This window comes from Kitasatospora herbaricolor, from assembly GCF_030813695.1.
GTDB classification, from domain to species: Bacteria; Actinomycetota; Actinomycetes; order Streptomycetales; family Streptomycetaceae; genus Kitasatospora; species Kitasatospora herbaricolor.
The window spans coordinates 8536095-8558984 of the sequence record NZ_JAUSVA010000002.1 but is presented as its reverse complement, the minus strand read 5'-3'; the positions used below and the strand labels follow the sequence as shown (position 1 = coordinate 8558984).

The 22890-nt window shown below is 71.8% G+C and carries 17 protein-coding genes; 9 read left to right on the top strand and 8 right to left on the bottom strand.

The features are described 5' to 3' along the window. Positions 1-291: 291 nt before the first annotated feature. Together J2S46_RS36960 and J2S46_RS36955 are read right to left on the bottom strand one after the other, a co-directional pair. Complete coding sequence (locus J2S46_RS36960; protein WP_191292993.1) at positions 292-1554, bottom strand: hypothetical protein; 1263 nt, start codon at positions 1552-1554, stop codon at positions 292-294. Next, positions 1547-3088 (bottom strand): alkaline phosphatase D family protein, encoded by a 1542-nt coding sequence (locus tag J2S46_RS36955; protein ID WP_191292994.1) that lies wholly within the window; start codon positions 3086-3088, stop codon positions 1547-1549. Before J2S46_RS36955 ends, J2S46_RS36960 begins: the two co-directional genes overlap by 8 nt. A gap of 548 nt (positions 3089-3636) precedes the next feature. Between J2S46_RS36955 and J2S46_RS36950 the strand changes: the two genes are divergently transcribed. Genes J2S46_RS36950 through J2S46_RS36940 form a run of 3 tightly spaced genes read left to right on the top strand, consistent with a single transcriptional unit; the run spans position 3637 to position 5383 of the window. Further along, positions 3637-3942 (top strand): GNAT family N-acetyltransferase, encoded by a 306-nt coding sequence (locus tag J2S46_RS36950; RefSeq protein ID WP_191292995.1) that lies wholly within the window; start codon positions 3637-3639, stop codon positions 3940-3942. After that, entirely contained in the window at positions 3939-4424 is a 486-nt protein-coding gene (locus tag J2S46_RS36945; RefSeq protein ID WP_229913187.1) for an OsmC family protein, read from the top strand. The genes J2S46_RS36950 and J2S46_RS36945 overlap by 4 nt, the downstream gene beginning before the upstream one ends. After that, on the top strand, positions 4421-5383 hold the full coding sequence (locus tag J2S46_RS36940) for a pirin family protein (RefSeq protein WP_307352513.1): 963 nt from the start codon (positions 4421-4423) through the stop codon (positions 5381-5383). Before J2S46_RS36945 ends, J2S46_RS36940 begins: the two co-directional genes overlap by 4 nt. Positions 5384-5476: 93 nt before the next feature. Here the strand turns inward: J2S46_RS36940 and J2S46_RS36935 are convergent, their stop codons facing one another. Beyond that, a complete protein-coding gene (locus tag J2S46_RS36935) occupies positions 5477-6448 on the bottom strand; it encodes an alpha/beta hydrolase (protein ID WP_191294827.1) in 972 nt (323 codons plus the stop codon). A 204-nt stretch (positions 6449-6652) separates the two neighbouring features. On the opposite strand from J2S46_RS36935, the gene J2S46_RS36930 reads away from it, so the two are divergent. After that, on the top strand, positions 6653-7429 hold the full coding sequence (locus tag J2S46_RS36930) for a pirin family protein (RefSeq protein WP_229913454.1): 777 nt from the start codon (positions 6653-6655) through the stop codon (positions 7427-7429). A gap of 157 nt (positions 7430-7586) precedes the next feature. Here the strand turns inward: J2S46_RS36930 and J2S46_RS36925 are convergent, their stop codons facing one another. Further along, a complete protein-coding gene (locus J2S46_RS36925; protein ID WP_191294825.1) occupies positions 7587-8207 on the bottom strand; it encodes a hypothetical protein in 621 nt (206 codons plus the stop codon). 497 nt (positions 8208-8704) lie between these two features. Here J2S46_RS36925 and J2S46_RS36920 point away from each other — a divergent pair, with 497 nt between their 5' ends. Next, positions 8705-10000, top strand: coding sequence for an ABC transporter substrate-binding protein (locus J2S46_RS36920; protein WP_191294824.1), 1296 nt, complete (start codon positions 8705-8707; stop codon positions 9998-10000). Positions 10001-10344: 344 nt separating this feature from the next. Here J2S46_RS36920 and J2S46_RS36915 read toward each other — a convergent pair whose 3' ends face one another. From J2S46_RS36915 to J2S46_RS36900, 4 genes are all read right to left on the bottom strand, one after another. Continuing rightward, the gene (locus tag J2S46_RS36915) at positions 10345-12309 is read right to left on the bottom strand and encodes a DUF5107 domain-containing protein (protein WP_307352507.1); all 1965 of its coding nucleotides are present in this window, start codon (positions 12307-12309) and stop codon (positions 10345-10347) included. A 281-nt stretch (positions 12310-12590) separates the two neighbouring features. Next, complete coding sequence (locus J2S46_RS36910) at positions 12591-13463, bottom strand: carbohydrate ABC transporter permease (protein WP_307352504.1); 873 nt, start codon at positions 13461-13463, stop codon at positions 12591-12593. A 20-nt stretch (positions 13464-13483) separates the two neighbouring features. After that, on the bottom strand, positions 13484-14485 hold the full coding sequence (locus tag J2S46_RS36905; RefSeq protein ID WP_307352501.1) for a carbohydrate ABC transporter permease: 1002 nt from the start codon (positions 14483-14485) through the stop codon (positions 13484-13486). Positions 14486-14487: 2 nt separating this feature from the next. Then, the gene (locus J2S46_RS36900) at positions 14488-15678 is read right to left on the bottom strand and encodes an ABC transporter substrate-binding protein (protein ID WP_307352498.1); all 1191 of its coding nucleotides are present in this window, start codon (positions 15676-15678) and stop codon (positions 14488-14490) included. A 478-nt stretch (positions 15679-16156) separates the two neighbouring features. On the opposite strand from J2S46_RS36900, the gene J2S46_RS36895 reads away from it, so the two are divergent. The 4 genes from J2S46_RS36895 (at position 16157) to J2S46_RS36880 (ending at position 22803) form a co-directional block, all read left to right on the top strand. After that, positions 16157-17503, top strand: coding sequence for an ROK family transcriptional regulator (locus J2S46_RS36895; protein ID WP_307352496.1), 1347 nt, complete (start codon positions 16157-16159; stop codon positions 17501-17503). A 778-nt stretch (positions 17504-18281) separates the two neighbouring features. Beyond that, positions 18282-20756 carry an RICIN domain-containing protein gene (locus tag J2S46_RS36890; protein WP_370882286.1) on the top strand — a complete coding sequence of 825 codons (2475 nt, stop codon included), beginning with the start codon at positions 18282-18284 and terminating at the stop codon, positions 20754-20756. A gap of 165 nt (positions 20757-20921) precedes the next feature. Continuing rightward, on the top strand, positions 20922-22088 hold the full coding sequence (locus J2S46_RS36885; protein ID WP_307352493.1) for a helix-turn-helix domain-containing protein: 1167 nt from the start codon (positions 20922-20924) through the stop codon (positions 22086-22088). Next, positions 22018-22803 carry a DeoR/GlpR family DNA-binding transcription regulator gene (locus J2S46_RS36880; protein WP_191294653.1) on the top strand — a complete coding sequence of 262 codons (786 nt, stop codon included), beginning with the start codon at positions 22018-22020 and terminating at the stop codon, positions 22801-22803. The genes J2S46_RS36885 and J2S46_RS36880 overlap by 71 nt, the downstream gene beginning before the upstream one ends. The last annotated feature ends 87 nt before the right edge of the window (positions 22804-22890 follow it).

Here is a 22890-nt window from a genome sequence, read left to right as displayed (position 1 = left end):
CACCGGGCCGGCCCCTGCACGAGCGTCCTCCCTCGGCCGTAGCACAATCCTGAAGCCGGCGTGCCGCGCGAGCGCTTGCGGACACCTGGGCTGCGCGCGGGCTCTTGACATCCCTTCAGCACTGGCCGCGGTCGAGCAGGGGCCCACCCCCGGACCCGGACGCCCGCCGGGCCACCCTGTGGAGGTGGTCCGACAGGGGTACCGGAGAACCGCGTTCCCGCGCGGTTCCGGACCCGCCTGCCGGATCTCCCGACCGGGCGGCCCGGCGGACGTCCGTGGATCGAGCGGACGTCACCAGTCCGAGTTGGTCGCCCCCAGACTCAGCAGGACCTGGTCGAAGCTGTTGCCGTCGTTGTCATCGGTGTACGAGATCGCGAGTGCACCGAACGGGGAGGAGGCCACCGCGGCCTGCTCCTGCCGACCGGTCGTGACCTGACTGACGGACTGGGCCGGCAGCCGGCCGGCGAAGGTGCCGTCCGGGTTGAGGCCCCGGGCCCGGACCGCCGGATCGGTGCCGGCGACGCTCCAGCCGACCACGGCGTCGCGCTGGTCGTCGATGCCGACGGTGGGGTTGCCGGCTCCGGGTCCGGCGGAGATCTCGACCTCGGCCGAGCCGGCGGTACCGGCGGCGGTGAACGACCGGGCCCAGACACCGCGGGTACCGGTGTGGTCGGACTCCCATGCCACGGCGAAGTCGCCGTTGAAGTCGGCGGCCACGGCCGGACGCTGCTGCTGGCCGCCGGCGAAACTGTTGGCGCTGCGGCGGGTGAGTGCGACCGCCCCGTTCGCCTTGGCCAGCTTCACCAGACCGATCTGGTAGGAGCCGTTGTTGTCGGTGTCGTCGTCCCAGACGACGACGGCGTCGCCCGAGGCGGAGGTCGCGACGTCGGGGTTGTGGTGCGCGCCGCCGGTCGCGTTGACCGTCACCTCGTAGGCCTTGGTCGTGGTCCCGGTGAACCCGGCCGCCTTCACCGTCGCGGCCGCGGTGCCCTGGATGTCCTCCCACACCACGGAGAACGCCACCGCGCCGGTGCTGCCCGGCGCGCCGTCCGGGTCGACCGCGACGCGCGGATGGATCTGCTGGCCGTCGGAGTTCGCGTTGGCCCGACCGGAGCCGAGGACCGCACCGGCCGGGGAGAGCACCCGGTAGACGATGTTGTAGAACCCGTTGCCGTCCGGGTCCTCCGCCCACACGACGACGGCGTTGCCGCGGTCGTCGAGGCCCACGTCGGGCTGGAGGTGCCGCCAGGCCACCCCCGCCGTCCCGCCGGCCGAGAGCTTCGACTCGTAGGCGGAGACGCCGTTGCGGAACATCCGCACCCACACGTCACTGTGCGCGTCGTCGGCCGGGGCGGTCGAGTCGCGGTCGTCCTCCCAGACCACCGCGACGTCGCCGAGGCGGTTGGCCGCGATCGAGGAGGTGTCCTGGTCACCGGTGGAGTCGCTGTTCGCGGTCACCCAGGACGAGGGCCCGGCCGCCGAGGCCGGGGCGACCATGGCGAGGGCCGCGGCGAATCCGGCGACGACCGCGCCGAGTACGGAGAGTTTACGCATCGGCCAACCCCGGCTGTCCGTCGTGGATGACAAAGGTCCGGGCGGTGGTCGCCGCCGCGCCGTGCTCGGTCACCGTCGCCACCGACCTGAAGTCGGCGGTGATTTGCGCCGGCGTGACGTGCGTGCGGACGTAGCCGCGCTGGTTGGAGTAGAAGCGCAGGTGCGGATTGAGCGATCCGTTGGGGATCGTCGTGGTGGCGCTTCCGTTGCCGCCGCTGGTGATGGATGTGCAGACCAGCTCGGAGCCGATCGTCGCCGAGGACGGGTCGGCGTAGTCGGCCTTCAGGTCGTTGCCCCAGGACGCGTGCACGTCGCCGGTGAGGACGACGGGGTTGCGCACGGCCCGGTCGATGATGCCCTGCTGGATCCGCGTCCGGCTGGCCCGGTACCCGTCCCAGGCGTCCATGTTCATCGCGCCCGCGGAGTTGACGTTGCGGGCGAAGAAGACCTGCTGGCCGATGAGGTCCCAGGTGCTCAGGTGCTGGCCGAGTCCGTCGAGCAGCCACGCCTCCTGGGCCGCGCCGGTGATCGAACGGTTCGCCAGGTCGGCGTCGGCGCAGACCTTCGTCCCGTCGCCGCAGGCCTGGTCGTCGCGGAACTGGCGGGTGTCGAGCATGTGGAAGGTGGCGAGGGTGCCCCAGCGGACCCGGCGGTAGAGCTGGATGCTGTTGCCGGACGGCGTCGCCGCGGCCCGCAGCGGCATGTTCTCGAAGTACGCCTGGTACGCGGCGGTGCGTCGCGCCGTCCACTGCGCGGCCGTCAGCACGGGGCTGCTGTCGGCGCGCACCATGTCGGCGTAGTTGTTCTCCACCTCGTGGTCGTCCGGCACCACCAGCCACGGCGCGATCGCGTGCGCGGCCTGGAGGTCCGGGTCGGTGCGGTAGAGCGCGTAGCGGCGGCGGTAGTCGGCCAGCGACACGATCTCGCTGCCGAGGTGCTGGCGCACCCCGCCGGTGCCGGCGCCGCCCTCGTAGATGTAGTCGCCCAGGTGCAGGATCAGGTCGGGGCGGTCGTCGGCCATCCGCCGGTAGGCGGTGTAGTAGCCGCTCTCGTAGTGGGCGCACGAGGCGAAGGCCATCGTGAAGTCACGCCCGACCGTGTTCTGCGCCGGTGCGGTGCGGGTCCGGCCCACCGAGGAGATGAACCCCTGGGCCCGGAACCGGTAGTAGTACTCCGAGTCCGGGGCGAGTCCACCCGCCAGCACGTGCACGGAGTGGGCCTGCGCGTAGCGGGCGGTGACCGTACCGGAGCTGACGAGGGTGGTGAAGTTCTGGTCGGTCGACAGCTGCCAGTCGACGGCGACGTCGGCGTTGGGCATGCCGCCCTGGCCGTCCGCGTTGGTCGGGGTCGGAGCCAGACGCGTCCAGAGCACCACGCTGTTGTCGTCCGGCTCCCCGGAGGCGACGCCGAGCGTGAAGGGGAAGGGCGTGGTGGCGGCGGCCGACGGCTGAGCCGTCGCCCCGACCTGGAGTGCGGCGGCGCCCGCGGTGGTGAGCCCGCCTAAGATGAAGATGCGGCGACTGAGGTTTCTCATGGCCGCCCATGCTCGCGGATCCAGGTGAACTTCCGCCCTTGCGGCGGGGGCGGTCAAGTGAAGGTGCAGCGGCGCGAGTTGGTCGGTTTCTGCTCGGTGCCGTGCTCCTCCGGGTGACGTAGGGGGCCGGGGGCCGAGACGACGAACGTGGCGTGTCGAGGGTCGATGCGGCGCCGGGCACCGGGCGGTTCGGCACAGCCGGCGGTGTCGCGAGCGCGGGCGGGCGCGGGCTGGGGGCGACTGCCGTCGTGACGGAGGCCCCGTCGCCCCGGGTTTCGCGGATCGCGGCGCGGACTCCGTTGCCCTGGGAGTGAGTTCGCGGACTCCGACCCCGGCGACGAGCCGGCCGGAAGCCCTGGTCGACGGACAGCCCACCACCTTCGGCGGGTGGCCGACGTCAAGGGACCGCTCGATCGCCTGGTCCGACGGGACCCGCACGCACCAGCCGGCGCCCGCGCCAGCCGCCTTCCTTGATCGATAACTTGTTGAATGCTAAATTAACCTCGATGGCGGGCCGGACGCCCGCCACCCACGACCCTGGAGGAACGATGACGACCACCGTCACGGACAACCCCGACCGTTCGCGGTTCGAGATCACGGAGGACGGCGAACTCGCCGGCTTCGCCGAGTACTTCCGGCACGAGAACGAACTGGCCTTCATCCACACCGAGATCGACCCCGCGTTCGCGGGGCGCGGTCTCGCCGGCGTGCTGGCCCGCGCCGCCCTCGACGCCGCCCGGGAGCGGGGCGCGGACGTGCTCCCGTACTGCCCCTTCATCCGCGGCTGGCTGACCAAGCACCCGGACTACGTCGACCTGGTCCCCCAGGCCCAGCGCACCCGCTTCGGCCTGTGACCGCCGCCCCGGCCGCCCCCGGCGCGGCCGCCGACTCCCCCGACACCACCACCGCCGCACCGGAGTTCGTCCGGTCCGCCGCCGTCCTGGCCACCAGCACGGGCGAGGACTACCGCGTGGACATCCGCTCCGGCCGGCACCACCTGACCGCCGACGAGCCGGCCTCGGCCGGCGGCGGCGACACCGCCACCACGCCGGTCGGCCTGCTGCTGTCCGCGCTCGGCTCCTGCACCGCGATCACGCTGCGGATGTACGCGCAGCGCAAGCAGTGGCCGCTGGAGACCGTCCGGGTGCACCTGGGCTACGAGAAGGGATCCGACCGGTCGGCGCGCATCACCCGCCGCATCGACCTGGTCGGCGATCTGGACGAGGCGCAGCGCGCCCGGCTCCTGGACATCGCCGAACGGACGCCCGTCACCCTGGCCGTGGCCGGCGCCACGCCCGTGGTCGCGGCCCGCAGCAAGGGAGCCGATCAGGCATGAGCGAGTCCGACCGGAGGGCCCCAGTCGTGCGCGGCGGGCGGGAACGGGTGCCGGGCGGGCCCGTCAGGGAGTTGCTGGCGCCCCGTGAGACCGCGCTGGGCGGCAGCACCGTCGTGCGCCGGCTGCTGCCGAACCTCGGCCGGCGGATGGTCGGCGCCTGGTGCTTCGTCGACCACTACGGGCCGGACGACATCGCCGACCAGCCCGGCATGCAGGTGCCCCCGCATCCGCACATCGGGCTGCAGACCGTCAGCTGGCTGCACGAGGGCGAGGTGCTGCACCGCGACAGTCTCGGCAGCCTGCAGACCGTCCGTCCGCGCGAACTCGGGCTGATGACCGCCGGCCGGGCCGTCTCGCACTCCGAGGAGTCCCCGCGCGAGCACGCCCGGCTGCTGCACGGCGCCCAGCTCTGGGTCGCCCTGCCCGACGCCCACCGGCACACCGCCCCCGCCTTCGAGCACCACGCCGACCTCCCCGAGGTGACCGCGGCCGGGCTGCACGGCACGGTGATCCTGGGCTCCCTCGACGGCACCACCTCACCCGGAACCGTCCACACCCCGCTGGTCGGCGTCGACCTCACCCTGCGCGAGGGCGGGTCCGTCCGGCTCCCCCTTGAGCCCGACTTCGAGTACGCCGTGCTGACCATGTCGGGTATGACCGAGGTGGACGGCGTCCGCCTGGAGCCCGGATCGATGCTCTACCTGGGCAGCGGGCGCCGCGAGCTGCCGCTGCGCGCCCTCGCCGACGGCTCGCTGCTCCTGCTGGGCGGGGAGCCGTTCGAGGAGAAGCTCGTGATGTGGTGGAACTTCGTCGGCCGGACCGGGGAGGAGATCACCCGGGCCCGGACGGACTGGATGTCCGGCGGCCGCTTCGGAACCGTGCACGGCTACGACGGTCCTCCGGTCCCCGCTCCGCAGCTCCCGGTGACACCGCTGAAGGCCCGCGGCCGGCTCGGTTGAGGCCCGACCGGGGCGGGGGGATTCGCTCTCCCCGCCCCCACCGCACCCCGGGGCGCGGGGACCGGCGCAGGGGCGTCGGCGGGCGCATGGAGGTCAGCCGGTGTGCAGGGCGTCGTGCAGGGTCCGGGCGGCCAGGGTGATCGCGGCCTCGGCGGCGTGGGTCTCCCGCAGGGCGTTGAGCATCACGAAGTCGTGGATGACGCCCTGGAAGCGCACCGCGGTCACCGGGACGCCGGCCGCCCGGAGCTTGTCGGCGTACGCCTCGCCCTCGTCGCGCAGCACGTCGGCCTCGCCGGTGATCACCAGGGCGGCGGGCAGGCCGGCCAGCTGCCCGGTGGTGGCCCGCAGCGGGGAGGCGGTGATCTCGGCGCGCTGCGCCGGGTCGGTCGTGTACTGGTCCCAGAACCACCGCATGCCGTCGCGGCGCAGGAAGTAGCCGGTCGCGAACTGCTGGTACGAAGGGGTGTCGAAGGCCGCGTCGGTCACCGGGTAGAACAGCACCTGGTGCCGGAGCGCCACGTCGCCGCGCTCCTTCGCCATCAGGGTCAGCGCGGCGCTCATGTTGCCGCCCACCGAGTCACCCGCGACGGCCAGCCGCGCGCCGTCCAGCCACCTGCTCGCGCCCTCGCGGACGATCCACTGCGCGACGGCGTAGTTCTGCTCGATCGCGACCGGGTAGCGGGCCTCGGGCGACAGGTCGTACTCGGGGAACACCACGGCCGCGCCCGCCCCGACGGCCAGCTCCCGCACCAGCCGGTCGTGGGTGTGCGCGTTGCCGAACACCCAGCCGGCGCCGTGGATGTAGAGGATCACCGGGAGGACGCCGACCGCACCGGCCGGCCGGACGATCCGGGCCCGGACGCCGCCGGTCGGCCCGCCCGGCACGGTGATCCACTCCTCGTCGACCGACGGCAGCTCCACGGGGCCCGACTGGACCTCGTCGACCGCCTTGCGACCGTCCGCCGGCGCCAGCTCGAACAGGTACGGGGGCTCGGCCGTGGCCTGCGCGAAGGCCGCGGCCGCCGGTTCCAGTACGGGCCGGACCGGCTCGAAGTCGTGCGTCATGGGCGTCTCCATGAGGTGTGGTTCGGTGCCGGCACGCGCCGGCACGCGCCGGCACGGCCGCTCTGCGCCAGCGTACGGGCGGCCTCCTCGTCCCGCCCTTCAAGGCACGGAATAGTTGAAAGATGAACTATGTTCGGTCGTACAGGTGCCGCGAGACACCGTCCGGGCGTGACGAGATCCCCGGACCGCCGAAAGGACCACGTGTTGAACACCACCGCGAACCGTCCGCAGACCGACGTCCGCCGCGCCGGCGACCGCCTCGCCACGAAGATCGACTGGCTGGACTCCAAGCACTCCTTCTCCTTCGGCGGACACTTCGATCCCGCCAACACCCACCACGGGCTGCTGCTCGTCAACAACGACGACATCGTCCAACCGGGCAGCGGCTTCGAGACCCACCCGCACCGCGACATGGAGATCGTCACCTGGGTGATGCAGGGCTCCCTGGTCCACCAGGACTCCACCGGCCACTCCGGCGTGATCTACCCCGGACTCGCCCAGCGGATGAGCGCCGGCGCCGGCATCCTGCACTCGGAGAAGAACGACTCCTGGCGCCTCGGCGGCACCGATGCCCACACCGACCCCGTCCACTTCGTCCAGATGTGGGTCGTCCCCGACGAGCGCGGCGTCACGCCGGGCTACGAGCAGCGCGAGATCGACGACGAGCTGCTGTCCGGCGGCCTGGTGCCGGTGGCCTCGGGCATGGACAGGTACGCCGGCGACTCCGCCATCCGCATCAGGAACCGCCACGCGGCGCTGCTCGTCGCCCGCCTGCAGCCCGGCCAGAGCGTCGAGCTGCCCGACGCCCCCTTCCTGCACCTCTTCGTCCCCCGGGGCAAGGCCGTACTGGAGGGGTCCGGCCCGCTGGGCACCGGTGACGCCGTACGCTTCACCGCGACCGGCGGGCAGAAGGTCACCGCCGTCGAGCCGGCGGAGATCCTGGTGTGGGAGATGCACGCCACCTTGGCCCGCCGATCCTGACCCGCCCGCCCCGGCGCGCGGTGGACCTCGTCCACGGCGCGCCGGCGGCGGCAAGGCGGCGGTCGCGTCGCCCCCTCCGGGGTCGGACCCTGGATCGACTCGTCCGGCGCCACCGTGTCCCCCATTGTCCGCCGGCGCCGCGCGGAGCCGCCGCCGGTCAGTCGATCAGCCGGCGGCCCTGCTCGAAGAAGGTCAGCACACCGTCCACCCCGCCGAGCTCGCGGATCGTGGCCACCGCGCCGAACGGCGCGTTCCAGAACTCCCCCTGCTGCCGGGCGTGCGGGCCTACGTACGCGTACGGCTCCGCCTGGTGGTCGTCGCCCGGGGAGACGCCGTAGTTGACCGCGGCCTCGGTCACGCCGATGTCGAAGTGCTCGGGCCAGATGACCGGATCCGCGCCGGGGAACATCCGGCGCAGTGCGGCATCGCCGGCCGCGAAACAGTGCGCGATCCAGTGCGCCTGCTGCGGATCGACTTCGATCACGTCCTCGGGACCGACACCGGACCCGTCCCGGTAGAGCCCCGCGGGCGCGCCGGCCGCGACCCCGATCGCAGCCGCCAGCTCGGCACAGGTGGTCCGCTCCATGAAGAGCCGCTGCCCCGGCGCCACCAGATCCGCGCCGACGACCTGCACGTTCGGCTCGGCCCTGGTGGCGAAGCCGCCGAGGGAGGCACGCAGCCTGATCGTGCCACTGGTCCGGAACTGCGGGCCGGCCAGGACCAGCTCCGCGACCGCGTGCAAGGCGCGGCGGGTGAGTACGAGCGATTCGATGTCCATGTCGGCATGCTCCCCCAGAGTGCCGCCCGCTTCCCGCACCCCGCGCCCGTCGTTCACGCGCCGAACCGCACGCCTCCCGTGCGACCGTGGCGGCCGGCCCCGATCACCACGTCCGGCCTCCGCGCTCGCCCTGGGCCGGGCCCCCTCCGAGCCTGCGTCCGCGCGTCACAATGAGGCCGCCGGTGCAACATCTTGAGCTTTTCTGTTGACAATTGCTTGATACATGGCTGGATACTGCATGTTATTGCAGAGCTGCCCTTCTCGGCGCATCCGAACCAGCCTCCGCCAAGCCGCAGCGGCCACACCCCGACGCCGCCGCAGCCGCCCCGTGGGAACTCCACGCCGGGGCGCCCCGTGGTGTCGCCCTGCCCGAGTCGGCCGGCTCCTCGATGCCGCAGAACCCGCCGTGCAGGCCCGGCCCTGAGCCCGCGCGGCGCCCCGCACGCGGCGCCGACCGCCCGTCCCGCACGCGATCCCCTCCTCGCTAAGGACCATCCATGTGCAGACCCTCCGCCCGCCGCGCGCTCGCGGCTCTCGCAGCGCTCGCCACCCTCACCGGCATGGCGTCGTGCGGACCCGCAGGAGCAGCCGGGACAAAGCCGACGACCCTGACGTTCTGGGGCTGGGCTCCCGGGTACCAGGAAGCAACAGCGCAGTTCAACAGCACCCATCCCCGCGTCCACGTCGAGTTCCGGAAGATCTCGCCAGGCAGTCAGGGCGGTTACGCCGCAATGCAGACGGCCGTCAAGGACGGCACCGCGCCGTGCCTCATCCAGATGGGCTACGAGTCCCTTCCGAGCTTCGTCGCCGAAGGAGCCCTTCTGCCGATCAGTCAGGGCGTCGTCGGCGAGCGGGTCCAGTACAGCGAGTCCGCCTGGCAGCAGACCAGCGTCGCCGGGGAGGTCTACGGGTTCCCCGTCGATCTCGGCCCGATGGCCCTCTACTACCGCCGGGACGTGTACGCCCAGTACGGCCTGAAGCCGGAGGCCACCTGGCAGGACTTCGCAGCGGACGCCGCGCGCCTGCGGCAGGCCGCCCCGGAGCGCCACCTGACCGCCTTCACGGCCGACGACCCCTGGTGGTTCACCGCCCTCACCGCACAGGCGGGCGGCAGTTGGTTCGACGTCAAGGGGCACACCTGGAAGGTGAACACCACCAACCCGAACGCCACAAAGGTCACCGCGTACTGGCAGTCCCTCCTCGACAAGGACCTGGTGAAGGCCGAAAAGGCCTACAGCGACGACCTGTTCACCGACCTGCAGAACGGAACGGTCGCGGCCGTACCGGCACCCGCCTGGTTCTCGGGTCTGCTCACCCAGAAGGCGGCCGGGGCCGCAGGCCTGTGGGGGGTGGCACCCATGCCCCGCTGGAGCGCGGGCGACGCCTCCACCGGGTTCGACGGCGGATCCGCCACTGCGCTCGTCAAGGGCTGCCGTGAGAGCGAGGCAGCGCTGGAGTTCGCCAACTGGTTCGGCCGCGACCGCAAGTCGCTGGAGATCCTGGTGGACAAGGCCGGCATCTACCCCGCGGCGATCACCGCCGACACCCTCCCCGCGCTCAACCGGCCGGACCCGTACTTCGGCGACCAGGTGATCTTCGACGTCTTCCGGAACGCCCGGAGCAGCACCGACTGGTCCTGGGGGCCGGTGATGAACGAGACCTCCGCCGCCCTGAGCACCGAGCTGACCAAGGCGGTGGCCAACCACACACCCCTCCGAACCGCCCTGGAGACCGTACGTGACCGGACCGTCGAGGCCATGCGGGGCAAAGGCATCGACATCGCCGCCAACTGACCTCTGCCGCGGACGGACACGGCCCCCACCCCACCCGTCAGGCGCCACTCGGCCCGGGCAGGAACCCCCGCCCAGCCCCAGGGCGACCGGGACGGGGGGTGGCGCCTCGCCGACCATGCGACGCCGGATGCCCCGGAGCATCCCGGAACCCGACGCGCCTCGGCGGCTGCGCTCCACCGCAGGCACGGGCACATGGTGGAGCGCAGCCGCCGAGGCGGGGGACGCGCGGAACTGACTTGCCGTCGTGAAACGGTCGGACAGCAGAGGTGGACGGCAGGGTCGATGACGGGCCACCGGCATGCGGTGCCGGTGGTGGCCTCACCTCGGGGAGTGCCCCGGCTTGTTCAGCCGGCCTCGTCCGCGGTGAGCATCCGGAAGTCGTAGGCGCGCGGGAGTGGGAGGCCGGGTGTGCTGTCGCTGGTCGCGCGTTGGTGGGCGAACCAGAGTTCGTGGAGGGAGCTCTCGCCTTCGCGGATGTCGGCGACCTCGATGCCTTCGTGGAGGAGGCGTCCGCAGCGGTCGGTGTCGCCGGTGTCGAGGGCGGCGCGGGCCTCGGTCCAGCGGACCCGGCCGGTTGCGCGTTGGGTGGTGTCGAGTGTGTCGAGGTGCTCCAGTACCTCCTGGGGGTGGCCGGCCCGGAGCAGGAGGCCGGCGCTCTCCAGGACGAGGGGGAGCAGGGTGGGGGCGAGTTGGAGTGCTTGGCGGTAGGCGTGGGCGGCCTCGTCGGGGTCGCCGGTGTGGGCGGCGAGGGTGGCGAGGTTGCGCCAGGCCCAGGGGGTGGGGTGCAGTTCGAGGGAGTGTTGCCAGGCTTTGCGGGCGGCTTGGTGGTCGCCGGTGTGGGCGTGGAGGGTGCCGAGGTGGAGTTGGGCGAGCCAGCCGTCGGCGGCGCGGAGCGGGTCCCCCCAGGCGGGGTCGCTCTGGTGGGAGGCGGGTGCCCGGCCGGGGTCGGCGGTGATGCGTCCGTGGTGGAGGAGTTCGAGCCAGGGGGCCTGTTCGGGGCCGAGGGTGGTGTCGGGGAAGGGTGCGCCGGGGGTGCTGAGGGGGGCTTCGCCGGTTTTGGTGCGGCGGTGGTGTTCGAGGGCGCCCCAGCCGGAGCCGGTGTGGAGGATCTCGTCGGGTTGTTGGTCGATCCAGTGGGTGGCGGCTTGGAGTTCGGCGTCCAGTGCGCTCTGTGGGAGGAGCTGGTCCAGGCTGTGCTGCGCGGCTTCCCGGGCGGTGGTCCAGTCGGTGCTGTGGACGGCGTCGGGGTCGGCTTCCAGGAGGCCGTAGGCCTCGGTCCAGGACCATTGGGCGCCGGCGGGCATGGGGAGGTGTTCGAGTTGGGTGCGGGCGAGGCCGGCCTGGATCTCGAGGTAGGCGTGGCCGGGTTCGGAGAGCCATTCCTGCCAGTGGCGGCCGCCTTCGCCCTGTCCCCAGAGGAAGAGTTTGCGGCCGCGCAGGCGGCGGGTGGAGGTTTGGACCAGGCCGCGGCCGCTCGCGTCGAGGGCGGTGATCCAGTGGCGTCGGTGGTCGGGGATGTCGAAGAAGTAGTCGGCGGCGTCGCGGGAGCGGGTGGTGCGGGTGAGGTCGGTGCCGTGGGGGGCGGGCAGGTCGATGTGGTGGATGCGGCGGTCGTAGGAGAACTGCCAGGCGGCGTCGGCGGGTGCCAGCACGCGCACGTCGGGGGCTTCGGGGACGGCGATGTTGGACCACCAGTACATGGGGACGGTGGTGTCGCGGGGGTTGGTGATGCGGATGTGGACGAGCAGGACCTGGGAGTCGTCGGGCAGGTGGGCGTCGATCTGGTAGACGACGCCGCGGATGCGTTCGTACTCCCACATCCGTAGGACGGGGGTGCCGTCGGGGCGGGTGAGGCGGGCGGTGTGCAGGGGTTCGCAGGTGGTGGGGGTGTGGCCGATGGTGGCGATGTTCCATTCGACGCCGCCGGCCAGCCAGGCGCCGCGCAGGGCGAGGTTGGCGGGTTGGAAGACGGGGTTGCGGAAGAGGAGTTCGCGTCCGGTGGGTTTGTGGATCAGGGACCAGAGGCGGCCGCCGGCGCCGAGCAGGAAGGTGGCCCGCAGCGTGGCGTTCTCCAGCACCGCCACCGGGTGCTCGGCGGGTGCGCGTTCGCGGGTGTAGCCGTCCTGGATGAGGTAGGGCATGACGGAGGGGACGCGGCCGTAGCCGATGTTGTGGCGCATCTCCTCGTCGGCCTGCGAGGTGTCCTCGACCTGGTGCAGGTCGGTGGCGCCGAACAGCGGGGGGAGGGGGTTGACCGGGCCGACCGCGGCGGTCGGCAGGGTCAGGGTGGTCAGCCGCAGCTCACTCATCAGTTGCCATGCCTCTTCGAAGAAATTGTTGGTGGGCCACGAGTCCCGACAACCGCCGACCCGCACCGGCACCGGGCCGGGGCGCGGCAGGCCAGGAGACCCGGCGGACGGGCGGACGGGCGGACGGGCGGACGGGCGGACGGGCCCAGCGGTCGGTGCGCGGGCGGGCCCACCCGGTGGGTCTGGGCGGGCCCACCCGGTGGGTCTGGGCGGGCCCACCCGGTGGGTCTCCTGGCCTGCCGGGTGGGTCCGGGGGGCGGGTTGGTGGGCGGGTTGGTGGGCTACTTGACGCTGCCGGAGGTGAGTCCGGCCTTCCAGTAGCGCTGCAGCAGGAGGAACATCACCACGATGGGGATCACGGAGAGCAGGGCGCCGGTGATGATGAGGTTGTAGGGGACGGTCTGGCCGCGTTGTTCCTTCCAGGCGACCAGGCCGACCGTGACCGGTTGCAGCCGGTCGTTGGCGAGCATCAGGGAGGGCAGCAGGTAGTTGGTCCAGATGGTCACGAACTGGAACAGGAAGATCGTGACGAGTGAGGGCTGCAGGACCCGCAGGGCGATGGAGCGGAAGATCCTGAACTCGCCGGCGCCGTCGATGCGTCCGGCCTCCAGCAGTTCGTCGGGGACGGCGGCTGCGGCGTAGATGCGGGAGAGGTAGACGCCGAAGGGGCTGACGATGCTGGGGATGAACACCGCCCAGAAGGTGTTCACGATGTGGGTGGCGGAGAACATCAGGTAGAGCGGCAGCGCGAACAGCGGCGCGGGGATGAGGATCGCGCCGAGCACGGTGTTGAACACCGCCTCACGGCCCCGGAAGGTGTACTTCGCCAGCACGTAGCCCGCCATCGCGGACAACAGCGTCGCGGCGAGGGCGCCGCCGACCGCGTAGAGGAGGCTGTTCAGCAGCCAGCGTCCGTAGATGCCGTCCTGGACGCCGAGCAGGGTGGAGACGTTCCGCACGATCTCGATCCGGCCGGCGAACCAGAACCCGTTGCTGGAGAACAGGTCACTGCTGCCCTTGGTCGCGGAGACGACCAGCCACCACACCGGCAGCAGGGAGTAGAGCGCGGCGAGCACCAGGACGGCGAGCACTCCGATGCGCCCCGCCGCACGGGTGGCGCCGGCCCGCGCCGGGCCGGCGGACGACTGCTTCACCGGGATCCTCGAAGCCTTGTTCACAGTGCCGCTCCGCGCTTGTTGACGAACCGCATGAATCCGAACGAGAGGACGAAGATCACCAGCGCGAGGAGGACCGAGCGGGTCGCCGCCGCGTGGTAGTTGTTCGCCGCGACCTCGTTCTGGGCCGCCATGATCGGCGTCCAACTGCTGGAGAGGTTCGGGGCGACGGCCTTCATGACGACCGGCTCGTTGTAGAGCTGCGCGGTGCCGATGATGGAGAACACCGTGGTCATCAACAGGGCGGGCCGCACCAGCGGGATCTTCACGTGCCAGGCCAGGCGCCAGCCGGTGCAGCCGTCCAGGGCCGCGGCCTCCGTCAGCTCGCCCGGGATGGCCTTGAGGGCGGAGTGGATGACGATCATGTTGTAGCCGGTCCAGCCCCAGGTGAGGATGTTGCCGACCGACCAGGGCAGCCAGCTGTCCGAGGTGAAGTCGACGTGCAGGCCGATGCCGGCCAGCGCGTCGGCGATCGGGCTGACGTCCGGCTGGTAGAGGAAGGACCACATCAGCCCGCCGATCACACCCGGGATCGCGTACGGCAGGAAGAACGCCAACCGGAAGAACCGTTTGCCGGGCGTGCGGCGCGCATCCAGCAGCAACGCCAGCAGCAGCGCCAGGCCCAGCATCAGCGGCACCTGGACGGCACCGATCAGCAGCACCCGCACCACCGAGGACGTGAACGCCCCGTCCGCCAGCGCGTCCGCGTAGTTCGACAACCCGGTGAACACCGTCGACGGCGGGGTGAGCCCCAGACCCGAGCGGTGCAACTTGAACAGGCTCTGATGCAGGGCGTAGCAGATCGGCGCGACGAAGGTGATCAGGAACAGGGTCCCGAAGGGGAGCAGGAAGCCCAGCGGTGTCCAGCGACGCCAGTCGACGGCGCGCCCCCGTGGGGCGGGGGCTGGCGTCGGGCCGGACGGTTTCGGGGCGGGCCCGGTGCGCTCCTCGTGGGAGCGCACCGGGGCCGCGGTGGTGGGGGTGGTGGGTGCGGGGTGCATGGTCAGCCGATTTCCATGCCCTGGGTCTTCATCTCCGCCAGCGTCTGGGCCTGGGTGTCGGCCAGGGCGGCGTCCAGGGTGGTGGTGCCGGCGCCGGCCTTGCCGAGGCCGTCGCCGAGGGCGCCGGAGGTCTTGGTCATCACCGGGCCCCACTGGAAGCCGGCATCGACCTGGGCGGCGCTCGCCTTGAACACGTCGAAGATCTTCTGGCCGCCGTAGAAGGGGTTGGGCTCGGTGAGCGCCGGGTTGTCCAGGCCGGTGAGGGCGGCGGGGTAGATGCCGGTCTCCTTGATCAGGTTGGTGACGCTGGCGGGGTCGGTGCCGAACCAGTGCGCGAACTCCACCGCCTCCTTCACGTGGGCGCAGCCCTTCAGCACGGCGTTGGGGGTGCCGCCGGCGTTTCCGGAGGCGGGCTTGGCCGCGTCCCAGACCGGCATCGGCGCCACCGCCCAGTTGCCGGAGGTCTGCTTGACGCTGTCGGCGAGGATCGGGGTGTCCCACACCGCGTTGACGTCGGAGAGGATCGTGCCCTCGCCCATGCCCTTGTAGAGGGCGGTGTCGAAGCTCGGGACGACCTTGACGAGCTTCTTGTCGATCAGGCCCTGCCAGAACGCGGCGACCTTCTTCGTGGCGGCGTCGTTCACGTCGACGGTCCACTTCTCGCCGCCGGTGGCGAACCACTTGGCGCCCGCCTGCTGGGCCAGGCCCGCGAAGTTGTAGGCGTCGTTGCCGAAGTAGCCGATGTAGGCGTTCGGGTCGGCGGCGTGGATGACCTGGGCGTCGGCCGCGTACTCCTCCCACGTCCTCGGCGCCTCGTTGATGCCGTACTTGGCGAACAGGTCCTTGCGGTAGATCAGGCCCATCGGGGCGATGTCCACCGGCAGGCCGTAGGTGTGCCCCGCCACCCCGGACTGCGCGAACGCCGAAGCCCCGTACTCCTTCGCGAACGGCGCCGCCGCCGCCGTCGCGTCCTGCAACGCCCCCGCCGCCGCGAACGTCGGCAGCGTCTCGAACCCCACCGAACCCACACAGGGGGCGTTGCCCGCCTTCACCGCGCTCAGCATCTTGGTGTAGCCGCCCTTCGAGCCGGGCGAGATCTTGCTGTACGTGACCTGGACGCCCGGGTGGGAGGCGTTGAACAACTCCACCGACTTCTCGTAGCCCGGGGCCCAACCCCAGAACTCGATCTTCACCGGACCGGACGCCTGATCACTCGCTCCCCCGGAGCCGCAAGCGGCAACGGCGGCAAGCGACGTGATCGCCATAACGAGGGTGGCCGCTCTGAACGGGCGCGACTTCATGGGGAGGTCCTCATCTCTGCCTACCGCGCGAGGGGCTCGGCCCGGCGCGGTGGTGGGGGACCCGCCGAACACTGCGGGTTGTTAGTTCCGCCAGTGTGTTAATTAAGAATCGCGCTGTCAAGAGCCCAGCCGGAACGTGATGCGACCGGGTCCGGCCACCTCCCGCCCCGGACAGCAGCGTGCAATCTCCTGGTCGGGAACGGAATCTTCCAGATGCTTCGCACCCGCAGCCAGCGGCCGGTACGCTTCCCGGACCCGATCCCCGGCGGCCCGAGCCGAACCGCGCGGGTGGTTATTTCAGACCATGCATCAACTAACATGGGTAAGATCAGCACCGGCCTGCGGACAGGCCCCGGAACGAGGAGACCACGTGCGGCAGGACCAGCGCGGCACCACAGGTACGGGCCCGGGCATGGGCGCAGCCGGCCACGCCCACGCGGGCACAGCGGCCCCCTCCGCGGCGAGCGGCATCATGGCGGGCTACCCTGAGCCCGCCGACAAAGCCTCGCTGCGCCGCACCAACTTGAGCGTGATGCTGCGTCACCTGCGGGAGAGCGGTGCGCAGTCCCGCACCCATCTCGCGGCCGCGACCGGCCTGCCCAAGGCGACGGTGTCGGTCCTGGTCGGGGACCTCATCCAGCGCGGACTGGTCCGCGAGGGCGAGCTGGACCGGGCCGGCGCGGTCGGCCGCCCGCACCGGATGGTCGACCTCGACGGCCGCTGGATCTGCGGCGTCGGCGCCGAGATCGGCCCCGACCACATCACCGTCCTCGCCCTGGACCTGCGCGGCACCGTCGTCCACGAGGACCGCCGCGCCCTGGACGTGCCCGCACTCACCCCGCAGGCCGCCCTGCGCGAGGTCGCCGACCAGGTCGCCGACTGCCTCAGCGCGGTGGCCGACCTCGGCATGCACGCCATCGGGATCACGCTCGTCACCCAGGGGTCGGTGGACGCCGCCTCCGGCACGGTCGCGGTGGCCACCAACTTCGGCTGGCGCGACGTACGGGCGGTCCACGAGCTGCGCGCACGGCTCGGGCGGCACGCACCGCCCGTCCTGGTCGAGAACGACGCCGAGTCCGGCGCCCTCGCCGAGTACCTGGCCGCCCCCGGCGCCGACGTCCGCGAACTCGTCTACGTCACCGGCGGGATCGGCGTCGGCGGGGCCAGCATCTCGGGCGGCAAACTGATCCGCGGCTCGGAGATCGGCCACATGAGGCTCGACCGCCTCGACCGGCCCTGCGCCTGCGGACGGACCGGCTGCTGGGAGGTCGCCGTCGGACTACAGGCCTTCCTCAACGCCGCCGCGGACCCCTCCGACCGGGTCCACGACCTGTCCGTCGACCTCGCCGACCGGCTCGACGACCTGCTGGGCCGCGCCGACGCGGGCGAGCCCCGCACGCTCGCCGCCCTGGCCGCCCTCGCCGACGACCTGGCCCTGGGACTCGGCATCCTGGTGGACGTACTCAACCCGCCAAGAATCGTCCTCGGCGGCTACTTCGCCGTGTTCGGCCGCTACCTGGTGGACGCGGCGCAGCGGGTCCTCGACGACCGCAGGATCGCGCCCACCCCCGGGCGGGTGGTCGTGACCGCCTCGACGCTCGGCCTCTCCAACGCCGCCCGGGGCGGCGCCCACCTCGCCCTCGAAGGCATCTTCCAGGACCCCTCCGTCGTTCCGCTCAGGCCGGTGGCGGCGGACGACGAGTACCGGTCCGCCTGAGGTCCGGCGGGGCACCCCCTGCCCCGGCCACCACTCCCGCCCGCCTCCCGCTGTCCCTCCCGCCCGCCTCCCGCTGTCCCTCCCTCCCCCGACCGACCCGGATCACCGGGCGGGGCGGCCGGGCTCGACCACGACCCCGGCGACCCACCGAACCGGGCTCGACCATGCCCGCCACCGGCCCACCGAACCGGGTTCCTCCATGGCCGCTGCCGGCCCGTCAACCGGGCCGCACAGAGCTCCCGCCCGCGGCGAAGGGCTCCCCTGCCGGCCGTGCGGACCCGGCGCTTCCGCGCGCCCGAACGGGGCTCGGAGCGGCGGCGGCCCGCTCTTCTCGCGAGGCCGGGGAGGGCGGCTTCTGCGGAAAGCCTCGGCGGTGACGCTCTTGACTTCACCTGCCGACAGTGCCACCGTTTGCTTCAAGTTGCTCGAATAGAGTCAGCTAAGCGCAACTTGCTGCAAGCAGTAGCCTGTCTTTCCGGCGTGGCCAGGGCACACGATCACCGAACGGGTCACCATCCGACCGTTCCGACGGAGTGTTGCCGGCACGGCGCGCACGACGACAGCAGCTCCGCCACGACCGGCCGGACCGACACGCCTGCGCAGGAGCGATCGCACCGGTCCACTCGGCGTCACCACACCCGATGCCCCCTCCAGCCGTTTCGTCCGGCTGTCCCGTCCGGCCGTCCCGTCCGACACTCGTGCCCCGCTCCCGGACGGCCGAGGCCGCTGCTCACGCACCCCTCCCCCACACTGCGTGTTGCCACCGAAGGAGTTCCCCTTGTCCGCTCTCTCCCGCAGAGCGATGGCGGCGGTCTTCGCCGCCACCGTCCTGACGCTGTCAGGCACCGTTGCGTCCCCCGCATCGGCGACCCCGCCCACCGCCACGTACACCGTCGGCGTCGGGTCCCCCGTCCCGTACACGCACCCGACGGACACCCAGGCCTCCCCGTACGTCGACAAGGACGGCACCTTCTACTTCCAGCAGTCCGCCGCCCTCTACGGCGCCAACGAGGTCCGGTACTGGGACTTCTTCACCGGTACCGACTTCGACACCGCCACCCGCTCCAGCGCGATCAGCAACTACGTGAACCCCGCGAACAGCAGCGACAAGAACAACGACACCACCTGGCGCTGCAACAACAGCCCCACCGGCGTCCAGGCCACGTACGCGCCCAGCGGCTCCAACTACGCCCAGAAGAACTACTGCGACCTCGCCGGGGTGTGGGTCGACCCGGACACCGGCGACTGGTACGGCCTGGTGCACAACGAGTTCAGCCCGCAGCCCTTCGGCGACGGCCTGCACTACGACGCGATCGACTACACGGTGTCCAAGGACCAGGGCAGGACCTGGGACATCAAGAGCCACGTGATCACCTCCCCGTACAGCACCACCCGGGGCGACACCACCGCCTTCCCGAACCAGACCTACTCGTACGGCGACGGCGACCAGCGCCTGTACGTGGACACCGCCTCCGGGTACTTCTACGTCTACTACGGCTCGCGGATCGTCGACAAGAACGGCGGCTGGGCCGCGTTCTACGAGCACGTGGCCCGCGCCCCGATCTCCGGCAAGATGGCACCGAGCTCCTGGCAGAAGTGGTACAACGGCGCCTGGACCCAGCCCGGCGTCGGCGGCCAGGAGAGCAACATGGTCCCGGTCGGATCCGGCAGCACCACCGGCTACACCCCGGTGTCCGGCGAGTACAACCCGGCGAACACCGGCACCGCGGCCCAGCAGATCGCCGCCGGCACGATGCCCGCGACCTCGCCGCTGTTCGTCATGGACATCACCTACAACGCCTACCTGAAGCTGTACATCGGCGAGCCGCAGGCGGTCGATCAGAGCGGTTCGGCGCCCCAGCAGTTCTACGCCACCGACGACCTCTCCACCCAGAAGTGGTTCCTGCTCGGCGACACCGGCAGCTACCACACCGCCTCCTGGTACCGCTCGTTCCTCGACAGCGCGAACAGGACCAACAACACGATCGTCGGCAAGAGCTTCCGGTCCTACTGCTCGTTCGGCTGCTCCAACGGCTCCTCCGGCGAGTACGTCGACGTGAACCTCGGCGCCTCCGCCACCGCCCCCGCACCCGTGGACGAGACAAAGTCCTACCGGATCAGCAGCGGGGCCGGCCGCGTCCTGGCCCAGGTCTCGGGCAGCACCGCCACCACCTCGGTGGCCACCGCCACCGGCACGACCCTGGAGTCCTGGATCTTCGCCGGCAACGGCGACGGCTCCTACCGGATCGTCAACGCCTCCACCGGCCAGCTGCTCGGCGTCGACTCCACCGCCACCGCCGGCCGCGCCTGGGGCGCCCAGCCCACCGTCACCGCCGCCGGACCGAGCGGTCCCAACATCGGACAGCAGTGGTGGGTCATCCCCGGCACCACCACCTCCGGAACGGCCACCGGTACCTTCAAGCTGGTCAACCGCTACAGCGGCCTGGTGATCGGCCTGTCCGCCGACTCCGGCCGCCTCGCCGAGACCACCCCCACCCGCAGCTGGACCAACACCACCGGCAACACGGTCGGCGGGACCCGCACCGCGAACGAGCAGACCCTCACCCTCACCCAGACCGGCCCGGCACCCGAACTCGTCACGGTCACCGGCCCCGGCAACCAGTCCGGCAAGGTCAACACGGCCGTCTCGCTCCAGCTCACCGCCAACGACTCCGTCGGCAAGGCCCTCACCTTCACCGCCACCGGCCTGCCCGCCGGCCTGTCGATCAGCTCCGCCGGCCTGATCACCGGCACCCCGACCACCACCGGATCCTCGACGGTCACCGTCACCGCCTCCTCCGGCACCGCCACCGGCACGACCTCCTTCACCTGGGCCGTCAACCCGGTCCTCAACGGCACCCACACCCTGGTCACCGGCGGCAAGGCCCTCGACGACCCCAACCACTCGCTGAACCAGGGCACCCAGCTGATCACCTGGACCACCAACGGCGGCACCAACCAGAACTGGGTCTTCACCCAGCAGGCGGACGGCAGCTACCAGATCGTCAACGGCCTCTCCAACCTCTGCATGGACGTCAGCGGCGGCTCCACCGCCGCCGGCGCCCAGATCATCCAGTGGACCTGCACCGGCGGCGTCAACCAGCACTGGGTGGTCACCGCCGTCACCGGCGGCTACAAGATCACCTCCAAGAGCAGCGGACTCTCCCTGAGCACCGCCTCCACCTCCGACGGCGCCCTGGTCACCCAGCAGACCGACACCGGCACCGCCCAGCAGCGCTGGACCATCAGCTGACCGTCCGCCCGTACGGGCCGACCTGACCGGCCGTGACGAACGGGCCCTGCGGAGACCCCGCAGGGCCCCTTCGCGCCCGGACGGGACCACTCCCCCGCCCCGGGAGGGCCCGCGGCTCGCCCGCCCTCGGCCGGACGACCACCGAGTGACGCTGGATCGGAGGGTGTGAACGGAGTGCGGTACCAGACCTGGATGCGCTACTTCACCGCAGCGGACGTGCACTGGAAGCTCGGCCTGGTCTGCCTCGGGGTCGGCCTGCAACGCGGACCGCTGCCCGCCGTCGGGCCGCGCACCCTGGACCGTCATGTGGCCGTCGTCGTCTCCTCCGGACGGGGGTGGTTCTCCGCGAACGGCGGCCCCCGTCACCAGGTGCTCGGCCCGGCACTGCTCTGGCTGCTCCCCGGCGTCGAACACCACTACGCGCCGAACCCTGAGACCGGCTGGGAGGAGTCGTTCGTGGAATTCTCGGGTTCAGCCGTCGAGGCGTACTCGGAGCTCGGGCTCTTCTCCCCCGACGACGCACCGGTTCCGCTCAGCGCCACCGGCCGGATCAACGACGCCGTCGGCCGCATCGTCCGGGCCGCCCGTGGCGGCAGTCCGCTGTTCCAGGTCGAGGCGTCCGCCGCCGTGCACGACGTGCTCATCGCCCTCTGGCACGCCCGGACGGACGTCACGGACGACGGTGATCCCCTGCTGCGGAACCTCACCCGCAACGCCCTGCTCCCCATCAGCGTCGAGGATCACGCCGCGCGCTGCGGTCTCGCCCTGCCCGTCCTGCGGGACGTGGTCCGCCGCAGCACCGGGACCAGCCTGAAGGAGTACCTGATCGAGGCCCGGCTCAGCGTTGCCAAGGATCTGCTGACGAACACCGAACTACCGGTCCACGACGTCGCCGTCCGCGTGGGCCACACCGACGCCGCGTACTTCAGCCGCATGTTCGCCAAACGCGTCGGCGTCCCGCCGGTCCGGTTCCGCCGGCAGCAGCGCCGTCAAGTGCCCGGCGGCTGGAGCGAGTCGGTGCCCGGACCGGACGATCCGCCGATGGTGGAGCACGACCGCTCGCAGGTACCCGACCGCTCGGCGACGCCGCCGGCCGCCGCCCCGGTCGCCCAGGAGCGCGACCCCGGCCCCGCCCGCCCGGCATCGCACGCTCAACCGAGCTTCGGGCCTGAGGAGTTGACCTGTCCGGCCCGACCGACGGGCCCGCCTGGACCTGAAGCCCCACCCACGACGAACGTCGGGGCGGGCAAGGAGGAAATCGATGGGTGCGCAAGACCGGTGGACCAGGCTTCTGGACGCCCTCGGCGAAAGGGGCAGTCTGGGCAGCGGTGAAGCCGCCGAACTGGTGGACTGTTCCGTGTCGACCGTCCGCCGGGACCTGGACACGCTGGACCGGCAGATGCTCCTGACCCGAACGCACGGTGGCGCGGCGCTCGGTGCCGTCACCCACGCCCTGCCGCTGAGTTACCGGACGACCAGCCGAGCGGGGCGGAAGGAGCGCATCGCCAAGGCCGCGGCCGATCTGATCCCGCCCGGCTCGACGGTCGGGATCAACGGCGGCAGCACGACTTCCGTGGTGGCCCGCGAACTGTCCGTCCGGTCCGGTCCCGCCGAGGAGACCGGGGCCCCGGCGCTGACCGTCGTCACCAACGCCATCAACATCGCCGTCGAACTCGCGATCCGCCCGCGGATCAAACTGGTGGTCACCGGCGGGATCGCCAGGACCAACTCCTACGACCTGGTCGGCCCCCTCGCGGCGCTCCCCGTCCAGGGGCTCTCGCTCGACTACGCGGTCCTGGGCGTCGACGCCGTCCACCCGCACTTCGGCGCGGCGACCCGCGACCAGGAGGCGGCCACCGCCGACCGCGCCCTCGCCGAGCGCGCCGCGACGGTGATCGTGGTGGCCGACTCCTCCAAGCTGGGCAGGCGGGCCTTCGCCCAGATCTGCCCGACCGGATCGCTGTCGGTCCTGGTGACGGACAGCGGCGCGCCGAAGGAGATCACCGAGGAGTTCGGACAGCGGAACGTCGACGTCCTGTGCGTGTGAACGGTCCGCCCGTCCGGCCCGGCGGCAGGACGCGCGGAAAGTCCAAGTCCTCGCCAGGATTTGTCGATGGACTGAGCCGTCCCGGCC

What these genes read in the sequence shown, in the direction of transcription:
- J2S46_RS36960 (WP_191292993.1), bottom strand. Translation starts at nt 1,554, where the DNA reads ATGCGTAAACTCTCCGTACTCGGCGCGGTCGTCGCCGGATTCGCCGCG.
- J2S46_RS36955 (WP_191292994.1), bottom strand. Translation starts at nt 3,088, where the DNA reads ATGAGAAACCTCAGTCGCCGCATCTTCATCTTAGGCGGGCTCACCACC.
- J2S46_RS36950 (WP_191292995.1), top strand. Translation starts at nt 3,637, where the DNA reads ATGACGACCACCGTCACGGACAACCCCGACCGTTCGCGGTTCGAGATC.
- J2S46_RS36940 (WP_307352513.1), top strand. Translation starts at nt 4,421, where the DNA reads ATGAGCGAGTCCGACCGGAGGGCCCCAGTCGTGCGCGGCGGGCGGGAA.
- J2S46_RS36935 (WP_191294827.1), bottom strand. Translation starts at nt 6,448, where the DNA reads ATGACGCACGACTTCGAGCCGGTCCGGCCCGTACTGGAACCGGCGGCC.
- J2S46_RS36925 (WP_191294825.1), bottom strand. Translation starts at nt 8,207, where the DNA reads ATGGACATCGAATCGCTCGTACTCACCCGCCGCGCCTTGCACGCGGTC.
- J2S46_RS36920 (WP_191294824.1), top strand. Translation starts at nt 8,705, where the DNA reads ATGTGCAGACCCTCCGCCCGCCGCGCGCTCGCGGCTCTCGCAGCGCTC.
- J2S46_RS36915 (WP_307352507.1), bottom strand. Translation starts at nt 12,309, where the DNA reads ATGAGTGAGCTGCGGCTGACCACCCTGACCCTGCCGACCGCCGCGGTC.
- J2S46_RS36905 (WP_307352501.1), bottom strand. Translation starts at nt 14,485, where the DNA reads ATGCACCCCGCACCCACCACCCCCACCACCGCGGCCCCGGTGCGCTCC.
- J2S46_RS36880 (WP_191294653.1), top strand. Translation starts at nt 22,018, where the DNA reads ATGGGTGCGCAAGACCGGTGGACCAGGCTTCTGGACGCCCTCGGCGAA.